Raw genomic sequence first — 11,190 nt, 5'->3', positions numbered from 1 at the left:
GCACCGATCGCCGCGCCGCGGCCTCCGCCTGCCAAAGCTCCGATGGCGGCGCCAGCACCACCACCGATCAGGGCGCCTGATCCGGCCCGCGCGCCGGAATCATAAGGACTACCGCAGCCGTTCAGCAGAACGCATAGTCCGGCGAGGCCAATCCCTGCTGTAAAACGGCTCTTGAGCGAATGGGTCGTCATGGAGTTGGCTCGCATTTTGGTCTCTCGGATTTAAGTGAATATCAGTAGCCGGAACGCGGGCGATTAGGCGTGGTTGCTGCGCCGCCAGCCGCACCGAGCGCGCCACCCGCCAGAGCACCGATTGCTGCGCCATGTCCGCCACCGGCAAGGGCGCCGATAGCCGCTCCGCCGCCGGCACCGATCAGGGCACCGGAGCCTGCGCGGGCACCCGAGTCATAAGGGCTGCCGCATGCGCTCAGTCCGAGCAGGCCAACACAGGCAGCGAGTGCAGCAAGCTTGCCGGGGCGCGAGGATGAAGAATGTGCAGTCATGGTCTTTACGGTCCTGAAAAATCTTTCTGTCGCTCGTCAACGGGTCGGAAATTACGGAGTTTCCTCCCACCACATGCTCGTGATGGCGACGACATTCAGGCTCGTGATCGCGCGGGGTCAAAGCATGGCGCGACCATGGCAAGTTAAGGATGATTAGTAACGAAGAGTAACCACAAGGGATATTTGTGCACGCTCGCGTGTTTTTGGTCATTAAACTGCAATTTTCCCCGATCGGGTCTTGCTCCCCCACCTCCGCACCGGTAATCCCTGCGCCAGATTATCTCGCGTCATGCTATGATCCGATGGTGGGTGACGTTCGCTTTTTCGCGAGCGGCGCTTTAACGCAGACGAACAGCAGAACGCGACCAGCGCGCATTTTTCGGCCAGGAGGCTTGAATGTTCTCACGTCTGCTGGGTCTCATGTCGGCAGACATGGCTATCGACCTCGGCACCGCCAACACGCTTGTTTACGTCAAGGGACGCGGCATCGTTCTTGACGAACCCTCTGTTGTTGCCATCGCAGAGGTGCGGGGCAAGAAGCAGGTTCTGGCAGTGGGCGACGAAGCCAAGCTGATGGTCGGGCGCACGCCGGGCAACATCACGGCGATCCGCCCCCTGCGCGATGGTGTGATTGCCGATTTCGAAGTCGCGGAAGAGATGATCAAGCATTTCATCCGCAAGGTTCATAACCGACGGGCTTTTGCCAGCCCCCAGATTATCGTGTGTGTCCCGTCCGGCTCGACAGCCGTTGAGCGTCGCGCCATTCAGGAGAGCGCCGAAAGTGCGGGCGCGCGCAAGGTCATGCTGATCGAGGAGCCCATGGCTGCGGCTATTGGCGCTGGTCTGCCCGTCACCGAACCCTCCGGTAGCATGATTGTCGATATCGGCGGCGGCACGACCGAAGTTGCCGTGATTTCTCTTGGCGGTATCGTCTATGCGCGCTCCGTGCGCGTGGGCGGCGACAAGATGGACGATGCGATTATCTCCTACATCCGCAAGACCTTCAATCTTCTGATTGGTGAAAGCTCGGCAGAGCGTCTGAAGATGGAAATTGGGTCGGCATGCCTGCCGGACAATCCGCGTGACCCGGGTCCGATCAAGGAAGTGAAGGGGCGCGATCTTATCAATGGCGTGCCTCGCGAGGTTGTTGTCAGTCAGGCACAGGTAGCCGAAAGTCTGGCAGAGCCGGTGCAGCAGATCATCGATGCCGTCACGACGGCATTGGAGAATACGCCGCCGGAGCTGGCAGCCGATATCGTGGATAAGGGCATTGTGTTGACGGGCGGCGGTGCGCTTCTCTACCGTCTGGACGATGTTCTGCGTGCGGCCACAGGCCTGCCCGTGACGGTCGGGGAATCGCCGCTTTCCTGTGTGGCTCTGGGAACAGGGCGCGCGCTTGAAGAGATGCGTCGCCTGCGGAACGTCCTGATCTCGATGTACTGATAGCCAGGGAGCATCCCGCCGATGCTGTCGATACAGGGGCGACACGCACTCGCGAAACTGATGCTGCCGTTTTTCATCGTGCTGGCAGTCGGGTTGATCATGCTGGGTCTTACCCGTCGGCCGGTGGTCGACACCGTCCGTATGCGCGTCGCTGACGGACTGGCCCCTGCCTATCGTCTGATAAGCGCACCGCAGACGGCCTTTATGCGGCTGCGCCAGAGCGTAACCGGGCTGGCCGACATCGCAGGCGAAAACGCCCGATTGCGCGACGAGAACCAGAAGCTTCGCCGCTGGTACGATGTCGCCGTTGCGCTGGCCAATGAAAATGCCCAGCTCAAGGCCAGCCTTCACTGGATCCCTGATGATGCGCCAAACTTCGTCAGCGGGCATGCATTGCGTGATGCCGGTGGGCTCTATGGGCGTTCGATTCTTCTGGCAGTAGGCGAGGGGCATGACATTGTGCCCGGAGACGTGGCGCTCGATGCGTCGGGTCTGCTTGGGCGGGTGACCGAAATCGGTGCTCGCACCGTGCGGATCCTGATGATCAACGACGATGCCAGCCGTATTCCGGTCATGCTCTCGGCGTCGCGCGGCAACGCCATTATGGCAGGGGACGGGTCGCCTTATCCGAGGCTGATTTACTACGCGCAGGATAATCGTCCCGTAGAGGGGGAGCGCATCGTGACGGGCGAGCAGCCGGCACCTGAGGGACGCGATCACGGCGCCTTTGCAGGCATGCCCGGTGGTCTTGTGGTTGGCACTGTTCATTACCTGCGTCCCGGATCTCCCGTCGTCGTGCCCGAGGCTTCGCTCGATCATCCCGATATCATCCGTGTGTTCAGCTATTCGAACGCCGATCATGCCGGACCCGACGCGCCGGGTCGGGTAAGGCTGATGTCTCCCTTGCCTGTGGCTCCAGAATTGCCTTTCATTCCCTTCCAAAAGCCGATGAAGGGGCAGGGTTAAGTCATGGTCTCGCACCGCCTGCCACACGACATCCACCCGGGAATTGCGCCGAGGCCCACCCTTCGTCGTCGTCTCGATCAATTGATGCGGGCGCTGCTGCCCAGCCTGTTTATTGCCCTGAGCACGGTGATCCTGTCAGCAGGACTCTCCATCCCCGGGCAGGGCGAACTGAGTTTCGGCATTGCGGCAGGTACGGTCTTTTTCTGGTCTGCTCACAGACCGCTTTCCATGACGCCCACCATGACGTTTTGCATCGGATTGCTCTGCGAGATGCTGAGCTTTGGCCCTCCGGGCGTCTTTCTGTTTTCCCTACTGGTCTTTCACGGCGTTGCACATCTCTGGCGCTATGGGCTTAGTCGGATCAGTTTTCTTTATGCGTGGGCACTCCTCGGTGGTCTGGCTCTAGTTTTGTCGTTGTTCGGCTGGGTCATCGCGTGTATCGGGACATTAACGTTGTTGTCACCGGTGCCGAGTCTCTTTCAGGCGGCTTTGACAATTGGTATCTATCCAACATTGAGCGCCTTTTTTACCTGGGCGCGCAGCACGGTGGCAGACCCTGAACAAGCCTGAGGGCCCGGTTTTGAGCACAATGTTCCATCCTAACGCAGCGTTTTTCGGAGAGCGCCCAACAGGGGAGCGCTCAGCCATGTCCAGCCATTACTCTCCAGTTACCCTGCCTGGATGAAACGCAAGCGTCCCTCTCAGCCGCGGTCTCGCGCCAAGCGGGAAGACACCACGCCTTCGCGAGGTGTTTTTACGCGTCGCGCCCTGCTGGTGCTGGCTACCCAGGCCGGTGTGCTCGGCGTGCTGGGGAAAAAGCTCTACGATCTGCAGGTCCATGAAGGGGACCATTTGCGGGATCTCGCAGCGCGCAATCGCACGAGCAAGCGTCTGCTTGCGCCAGCGCGCGGGCAGATCGTCGACCGCTTCGGCCTGCAGCTTGCAGGGAACAAGGTCAACTGGCGCGCGCTCCTCATGCCGGAGGAGACGACCGATATTCATGCGACAATTGCGCGGTTCGGTCAGATCATCGCACTCGATGAGAGAGATCAGGCCCGGATCGAACGGGATCTGCGCCACATCCGCAAATATGTCCCCGTTGCTCTCAAGGACTTCCTGAGCTGGGATGACATGGCGCGCATCGAGCTGAATGCGCCGAGCCTGCCCGGTGTCTTGATCGATGTCGGTACGACGCGCCTTTACCCCTATGGGCCGCAACTGGCCCATATCGTCGGTTATGTTGCGCCGCCCAATGAGCGTGATGTGGCCTCGGCACCGATGATGGCACTGCCGGGGATGCGGGCAGGACGTGCGGGTATCGAGCAGACGCAGGATCTCCTTCTGCGCGGGGCGCCGGGCTCGGTCGAAATGGAAGTCAATTCCAAAGGCCGCGTCATGGGCGAAATGGATCGCGTTGACGGGCAGCAGGGTGACGAGGTTGTTCTGACCATCGATGCCGGGTTGCAGCAGATGGTGCTGAACCGCATCGGTGATCAGGCAGCCAGCGTGGTCGTGATGGATTGCCGTAATGGCGAAGTGCTGGCCATGGTCAGCACACCGTCTTTCGATCCGTCCCTGTTCGATTCCGGTGTGAGCCACGCACAGTGGATCGAATGGACCAATAACGTCCGTACACCGCTCATCAACAAGACCGTGGCCGGCGTTTATCCTCCGGGTTCGACGTTCAAGCCCGCCGTCGCTCTGGCAGCTTTGCAATCGGGATTGGTCAATCCTCAGGACCGCTTTACTTGCCCGGGCTATTACGACATGGGTGGGGTGCGTTTCCATTGCTGGTCGCGCTGGGGGCACGGCAGCATCACCATGCAGCAGGCGCTGATGTACAGCTGCGACGTCTATTTCTATCTGGCGGCGCGCAAGATCGGCATGGAGCCGATCAAGGCCATGGCAAATGGCTTTGGCCTTGGTACCAAGCTCGATATCGAATTGCCCCATACCCGCGCAGGTGTCATTCCCACGCCAGAATGGCGCCAGAAGCGCGGCTATCACTGGAATGGGGGCGATACGGTCAATGCCGGTATCGGCCAGGGTTTCGTGCAGGTCACGCCGCTCGAACTCGCGACCTATGTTTCGCGCATTGCCTCTGGCCGCAATGTGACGCCGCATCTGGTGCGCAAGGTCAATGAAACCGCGTCAGAGCGTACGCCGCTCGATATTGCCCCGTCTCTTCAAATACCTGACGAGCATCTGGCGATTATCCGTCAGGGCATGTTCGACGTGGTCAATGCGCCTCGCGGCACAGCCCCGAAGGCACGGCTGAGCCTCCCTGATGTGGCGATGGCGGGCAAGACAGGGTCGGCTCAGGTGCGTCGGGTCTCGCGCGCGCTGCGCGAAAGCGGACATTTCAACTCGATGAATCTGCCTGGGAAGAGCGCCCCCATGCGCTCTTCATCTGCTTTGCTCCTTATGATGCCCCGCGCTATGCCATTGCGGTTGTGATCGAACATGGCAACGGGGGCGCCGATGCTGCGGCACCTCTGGCGCGCGATATCATGACCGACACATTGCTGCGTGATCCGGTCAATCACGATCATGCACCGGGTCAGGCTGTCGCGGACGCCGAATAGTGAACTGGCAAAAACGTCTCTGGCGTCCGGAGCCGAGTTTTCGGCTTCTGGGCAAGCTGCTTCAGATCAACTGGCTCTATGTGTTGCTGATCTGCGCTCTCGCAGGGGTGGGCTATCTGGCCCTCTATTCTGCCGGTGGGGGCTCGGCAAAGCCCTTTGCCCGGCCTCAGCTGGTCCGCTTTGGCTTTGGGCTGGTCATGATGATCATGGTTGCCCTGACCAGCCCCCGCTTCTGCGTCTGTTATCGATACCGGTCTATCTCGTCGCCGTGACTCTGCTCGCGCTTGTTTTGCATATGGGCCATGTGGGCAAGGGCGCGGAACGATGGATCAATCTGGCAGGACTGCAATTTCAGCCCTCTGAATTTGCCAAGATTGCGCTGGTTCTGGCTTTGGCGAGCTGGTTTCATCGCATCGATATCAAACGCATGGGCAATCCGCTCCGTCTGATTATCCCCGCTATTCTGACGCTCCTGCCGGTCGCTCTTGTGCTGAAGGAGCCCAATCTCGGTACTGCCGTTATTATCGGGCTCATCGGAGCGACCATGTTTTTTGCGGCTGGTATGCGGCTTTGGCAGATTTTTCTGCTTGTCGCGCCGCTGCCGTTTCTGGGTAAGTTCGTCTACGCCCATCTGCATGATTATCAGAAAGCCCGGATCGAGACTTTCCTTCATCCCGAGCATGACCGGCTCGGTGCGGGATACAATATTATCCAGTCCAAAATCGCTCTTGGGTCTGGAGGGATGTGGGGAGAGGGCTATCTGCGTGGGACGCAGGGACAGCTGAACTTTCTGCCAGAAAAGCAGACAGATTTTATCTTCACGATGATCGGTGAGGAATGGGGCTATGCCGGGGCGGCTGGGGTGATCGGTCTGCTGGCCCTTCTGGTCGTGGGCGGCATGCTGATGGCCATGCGAAGCCGCAACCAGTTCGGCCGTCTTCTGGCACTAGGCATTTCGGTCGATTTTTTTCTTTATTGTGCCGTCAATCTGTCGATGGTCATGGGCGTCATTCCTGTCGGTGGCGTACCTTTGCCGCTGATTTCCTATGGGGGATCGGCCATGCTGACCATGATGTTCGGGTTTGGCTTACTGCTTTCGTCCTGGGTCCATCGCAACGAACGCGACGTTCCCGCTTCGCAAAAGGATCTTTAGGCTCGGTGTGTTCGCGCGGCGTGGACGCGAACTTTCCTCGATTAACCGTTCCTGAGAAACGAGCGGAAGGCCGCCTCTGCTGGAGAGAGGCTGCGAGACCCCAGAGCGATCGAAAAATGCCGTTCGGGGAACGGGATCGCAACGGAGCAGAGCAGGCTGTTTTCGATCAGCCCCGATACAACGCTGGCCGAGAGGACGGTGGCAGCGTCGCCAGTGCTGACCATGGCCGCGATCGCTTCGTTCGACGTGAGTTGCATGACGATATCGAGGCTGTCGACTGCGATACCCCAAGCGGTGAGGGATGTCTCAAAACTGCTTCGTGTACCCGAGCCTTTTTCTCTCAGCACCCAGCGTGTTTCCCCAAGTCTGGCGGGGCTGGGAGGGCAGCGCGCCCAGTCATGCTCCGGACTGACGACCAGAAGAAGCTGGTCGTGCGCCAGGATTTCGGTTTTTAAGGAGGGAACCGATACAGCCCCTTCAATCAACCCGAAACTGATTGTGCCTGCGCTGAGCTGTGCGCAGATCTCTTCGGTGTTGCTGATTGTCATGGTGAGCTTGATGTCAGGATGAAGCGCACGAAAGCGATTAAGTCTTGCTGGGAGCCAGTAACTGGCCAGTGTCTGGCTCGCCCAGACATGCAGATGGCCTGCACGCAGCGCCCAGCTCCTCCAGACGCTCACGTGCTGACAGAGCGCGACTATAGACCGCGCGGGCTTCATCCAGAAAGACATGTCCGGCCGCTGTCAGGAGAATACGGCGTCCGACCCTGTCGAAAAGCTTGAGGCCGAATGCCTGCTCAAGCGTCATGATGGCGTGGCTGACCGCCGATTGCGTCAGTGCCAGAGCATCGGCAGCCTGCGTCATGTGCTCGCGCTCAGCGACTGCGATGAAGATCCGCAGCTGCTCAAGGGTCATGAAGGCAGGATCCCGAGAAGAGATGCCAGAATGGCAACGACCAGCAGAGAGAGAAACAGGCAAAAGAGACCTTCAAGCCCGTTCAGGGCAATGTCTCTGGGCTGTTCTTCACAGAGCGCAGCCTTGACCTTGCGAAAACGCCACCAGCTTGCGGGAAGCAGCGCCAATCCGGCACAGATGGTCAGAACACCAATCCATGCAGACGATCCGGGCAAAGCGGGAAGAGCACCATGATGCTCGGAGATGATCAGCCGCAGGAAGATGTTGAATTTCGCCAGCATGCAGCCGATAGCGACCATCGCGAGGGCGGTACGCACCCAGGCGAGAAATGTCCGCTCATTGGCAGCATGGTCGGTATAGCGGCTTATCATGCGCAGCATTCCATCAGGCGGTTCTGGGCCGGAGCGGTCAAAACGCTATCGAGCGTTCTGGCAAGATCATAGGCCTGCTCTCTGATTTCAGGAATGGCAATGGATTCAAACAATGTGCCCTGGCGTGCTGGACCCAGGGTGAAGATCGGGGCCGTTGAGTCTCCCTCGCGTCCGATCAGACGCCCTTCCTTTGTCGTGTCCAGACCTGCTCCCCCCTGACCGGGCCGGGCAAAACCGCGTGCAAACAGATCCTGTAAAAGCGGTGATGCGACACGATCGTAACGCAGGTTCGGCCCGGTGCAGTTGAGTACATGAGCGATATTGATCGTATCGACTTGGTCACGATGCCGGAATGTGGCCCGAACTCCCGATCCAGCGGCGGTGATGTTGCCTAGATGGCCAGCGCGCAGACGAACGGTTCCGCGTGCCAGCTCGCTATCGAGTGCTTCGGCAATTTGCGGCGCCATGCGATGGCGTGCCACGTCCCAGCGTTTTTGCAGATGGCGGCGAAACCGGGCCCGTTCGTTCTGAGGCAGATCGGCCCAGAGACGATTGGTAACCGTGCGAAGACTGTCGATGCCGCTTCTCCAGGGAAGGCCCTGCTTCAATGCTGCTTTGAACTGGCGGAGATAGGCGGTGCAGGTCGGAGGGCTGGCTCCCGGTTCGATGAGCGGTGAGCTGGCGCAGGGGGCAGGTGCATGACGTTGCGGCAATTGGCCATGGCGCGAGACAAGGGTGATCTGCCCGGTATGACCTGTGCTGCGGAGCTGCATGATCATGTCGATAGCCGTCAGACCGCTGCCGATCAGCATAACCGGATCGGTCGGGTCGATGGAGTGCAGCGTCTCTTTGGCCCAAACCTGATGATGATAGTGTTTACTTCCCGCGACCTCAGCGTCGATTGCGGGTAGGACTGGCGGCGCAAAATGGCCGAGGGCCAGCACGATCTGACGTGCCCTTAGCGTGCGTCCATCATCCAGGGTAAGCACCGCTCCTGTATTGTCGGGCAGGCAGCTGATCACCCTGGCCTTTACCTGGGTCGGAGCGGCCTGTTGGAACAATGTCTGAAGATAGAGCCCGTAAAGAGCTCGTGGCATGAAGCTGTCCGCAGAGATATTCGGGTCGATCTTTTCTCTCAGCCAGCGAAGAAAATGATCGGGTTCGTCTGCGATGGCACTCATGCCGCGTGCCGGCACATTCAGAAGATGGTCGATGCTGTCAGTTCCATAAGCCAGTCCAAGGGCTGGCCGGTCAGACGGGTCGATCACGACGCAGGAGCGATGATGGCGCGCGCGCAGGGTCCATGCCAGGAGTGTCGCGCTTGCCCCGCCACCGATGATGGCTATGTCGTGGATGTCGTTCATGTTCTGCCCCGCTTCTTGCTGAGGCAGAGTATCGATGATCCAGATCCATCGTTCCAATTGATTGATTATCTAAAAACAATCGAAATTATGAATGATTGAGTGAGTGGTAGGGACTCCTCTCAGCCAAAGCGGAATCCCGAGATGGCCTTTCCCAGAATCTCTGCTGAGAAATCGACGTGTCCCCGTTCGCTGTAAGCGGCTCCCGCTGCGACCATAAGGGGCAGGAGATGTTCTTCTCTTGGATGAGAAGTCCGCGCACCGGGGGCGCTCTGCCAGTCCCTCAAGGCTTGCTCGCGCGTTACGGCGTCGGTCATTTTGTCTCTGAGCCAGTGATCGAAAGCCTGTGCGGCTGGTTCAGGCCTCCCCGAAAAGAAGCCCTGCATATTGTGGTAGGACTGGCCACTTCCGATGATCAGGACGTTTTCCGCTCTTAACGGGCTTAGGGCACGCCCGAAAGCGAGATGCACTTCCGGGTCGAGGCCTTTCTGAAGAGAAAGCTGAACGACGGGGAGGTCAGCCTCAGGAAATGCGACCTTGAGTGGGATAAAGACCCCATGATCCCAACCGCGAGTCCTTTCGGGCTTGCTGTCGATTCCTGCCTTGTCCAGAAGAGAGGCGACCCGTTCTGCCAAAACGGGGTGTCCGGGGGCAGGCCATTCGATCTCGTAGGTATGTGAGGGAAAGCCGCCATAATCGTAGAGCGGGGACGGTGTGGCACCGGTGTGTATATGCGGCACCGCTTCCTCCCAGTGTCCCGAAATAACGATGAGGGCGTCGGGGCGTTTTGGCAGGTTTGTGGCAAAGCCCCGGAGATAGGCCTCCAAAGGTGCCCAGGCAGTCCGCATCGGGCCGGGTTCCAGAAAGAAACACGGGCCGCCGCCGTGATTGATGAAGAAGCTCGGTTGCATGACGCAAAGCCTATCCCGGGAAGCCTTACTCGGTCAGGGGTGAAAAGCCGATAGGCTCCATCGCCTGGAGCGATGGATGACGTGCGTTTTACCCAATCGATCTTCGTGCAGCTGTTAGACGTCATCGGTTGACGGACAGCGTGGCCGAAGGACGAGCCCGCCCTGTCTTCGACTGAGCGTAAGGTGAGGAGGCAGTGATGCGCAGATTGGGTATTCTGGGAGGCATGAGCTGGGAGAGCTCGGCGCTGTATTATCGTCAGCTCAATGAAGGGGTTCGGGCGCGCGTGGGTCGCTGGCTTCGGCGCCGCTTCTGCTCTAGTCTGCCGAGTTCTCATCCATTGCAGCGGCACAGGCCGCAGGAGAGTGGGATGAGCTGGGCGTAGAGCTGGGCGAGGCGGGCGCAGGCTTGAGAAAGGCGGGTTCAGAGGCGCTTCTGATTGCCAGCAATACGATGCATTGTCTCGTTCAATCCATCGAAACGCGCTCAGGCTTGCCGGTGCTTCATATCGCAGACGCCACAGGGCGGGCGCTCCAGGATAAGGGGTGCCGTGCGCCGCTCCTGCTTGGAACGCGGTTCACCATGGAACAAGATTTCTATCGGCGACGTTTGCAGACGCAATTCGGTCTGGAGGTCGTTTGTCCCGATGAAGCAGGACGCGCGCGCGTGCATCAGGTGATTTATGATGAGCTCTGTCAGGGCGTTATTCTGGACGAAAGCCGGGACGCGCTCAGACAGATCATTGCTCAAACGCTCCCTCAGGGGGTGGACTCAGTCATTCTGGGATGTACCGAGCTTGGTATGATTCTCTCTTCTTGTGACGAGTTGCCACCGATTTTCGATACGACAGCCCTTCATGTCGGGATGGCACTCGACTGGATGACCCTCGCCTAACGGGGCAGGGGCTGTCCGACAGGTCGGTTTTCCTGTTCTCTGAGCAACGCGCATGCCATGCTTCTTCAGCCGGTTTCCATGGGGCGAGGGA

Annotated in this window: 10 protein-coding genes and 3 pseudogenes; 6 read left to right on the top strand and 7 right to left on the bottom strand. The window is 59.4% G+C overall.

Annotated features, from left to right (window positions below; translation table 11 throughout):
• Together JCM15831_RS09760 and JCM15831_RS09755 are read right to left on the bottom strand one after the other, a co-directional pair.
• Window positions 1-206: pseudogene (locus tag JCM15831_RS09760) on the bottom strand (hypothetical protein); the annotation flags it as partial.
• A 26-nt stretch (window positions 207-232) separates the two neighbouring features.
• Window positions 233-502 carry a YgdI/YgdR family lipoprotein gene (locus JCM15831_RS09755; RefSeq protein WP_025824126.1) on the bottom strand — a complete coding sequence of 90 codons (270 nt, stop codon included), beginning with the start codon at window positions 500-502 and terminating at the stop codon, window positions 233-235.
• Window positions 503-898: 396 nt separating this feature from the next.
• On the opposite strand from JCM15831_RS09755, the gene JCM15831_RS09745 reads away from it, so the two are divergent.
• The 5 genes and pseudogenes from JCM15831_RS09745 (at window position 899) to rodA (ending at window position 6,649) form a co-directional block, all read left to right on the top strand.
• Window positions 899-1,945 carry a rod shape-determining protein gene (locus tag JCM15831_RS09745; RefSeq protein ID WP_025824125.1) on the top strand — a complete coding sequence of 349 codons (1,047 nt, stop codon included), beginning with the start codon at window positions 899-901 and terminating at the stop codon, window positions 1,943-1,945.
• Window positions 1,946-1,966: 21 nt separating this feature from the next.
• The gene (mreC, locus tag JCM15831_RS09740; RefSeq protein WP_035774213.1) at window positions 1,967-2,911 is read left to right on the top strand and encodes a rod shape-determining protein MreC; all 945 of its coding nucleotides are present in this window, start codon (window positions 1,967-1,969) and stop codon (window positions 2,909-2,911) included.
• 3 nt (window positions 2,912-2,914) lie between these two features.
• On the top strand, window positions 2,915-3,481 hold the full coding sequence (locus JCM15831_RS09735; protein WP_025824123.1) for a hypothetical protein: 567 nt from the start codon (window positions 2,915-2,917) through the stop codon (window positions 3,479-3,481).
• A gap of 111 nt (window positions 3,482-3,592) precedes the next feature.
• Window positions 3,593-5,496: pseudogene (mrdA, locus tag JCM15831_RS18085) on the top strand (penicillin-binding protein 2).
• Window positions 5,496-6,649, top strand: a pseudogene (gene rodA, locus JCM15831_RS18080) (rod shape-determining protein RodA). Before mrdA ends, rodA begins: the two co-directional pseudogenes overlap by 1 nt.
• A gap of 41 nt (window positions 6,650-6,690) precedes the next feature.
• Here rodA and JCM15831_RS18075 read toward each other — a convergent pair.
• The 5 genes from JCM15831_RS18075 to JCM15831_RS09705 form a co-directional block, all read right to left on the bottom strand.
• Window positions 6,691-7,329, bottom strand: coding sequence for a LysR substrate-binding domain-containing protein (locus JCM15831_RS18075; protein WP_232228105.1), 639 nt, complete (start codon window positions 7,327-7,329; stop codon window positions 6,691-6,693).
• A complete protein-coding gene (locus JCM15831_RS22725) occupies window positions 7,235-7,564 on the bottom strand; it encodes a LysR family transcriptional regulator (protein ID WP_232228104.1) in 330 nt (109 codons plus the stop codon). The genes JCM15831_RS18075 and JCM15831_RS22725 overlap by 95 nt, the downstream gene beginning before the upstream one ends.
• Window positions 7,561-7,935 (bottom strand): YidH family protein, encoded by a 375-nt coding sequence (locus JCM15831_RS09715; protein WP_025824122.1) that lies wholly within the window; start codon window positions 7,933-7,935, stop codon window positions 7,561-7,563. Before JCM15831_RS09715 ends, JCM15831_RS22725 begins: the two co-directional genes overlap by 4 nt.
• Window positions 7,932-9,299, bottom strand: a complete 1,368-nt coding sequence (locus JCM15831_RS09710) for an FAD/NAD(P)-binding protein (protein WP_084490646.1) — start codon at window positions 9,297-9,299, stop codon at window positions 7,932-7,934. The genes JCM15831_RS09715 and JCM15831_RS09710 overlap by 4 nt, the downstream gene beginning before the upstream one ends.
• Window positions 9,300-9,418: 119 nt before the next feature.
• Window positions 9,419-10,207 carry a DODA-type extradiol aromatic ring-opening family dioxygenase gene (locus JCM15831_RS09705; protein ID WP_025824120.1) on the bottom strand — a complete coding sequence of 263 codons (789 nt, stop codon included), beginning with the start codon at window positions 10,205-10,207 and terminating at the stop codon, window positions 9,419-9,421.
• Window positions 10,208-10,544: 337 nt separating this feature from the next.
• On the opposite strand from JCM15831_RS09705, the gene JCM15831_RS18070 reads away from it, so the two are divergent.
• The gene (locus JCM15831_RS18070) at window positions 10,545-11,099 is read left to right on the top strand and encodes an aspartate/glutamate racemase family protein (protein WP_198024295.1); all 555 of its coding nucleotides are present in this window, start codon (window positions 10,545-10,547) and stop codon (window positions 11,097-11,099) included.
• The last annotated feature ends 91 nt before the right edge of the window (window positions 11,100-11,190 follow it).

Origin of the sequence: Asaia astilbis JCM 15831 (assembly GCF_000613845.1) — a bacterium.
Classification (GTDB): domain Bacteria; phylum Pseudomonadota; class Alphaproteobacteria; order Acetobacterales; family Acetobacteraceae; genus Asaia; species Asaia astilbis.
Note: the sequence above shows the minus strand (reverse complement) of the source record. Positions and strands in the feature narration are given on the sequence as shown.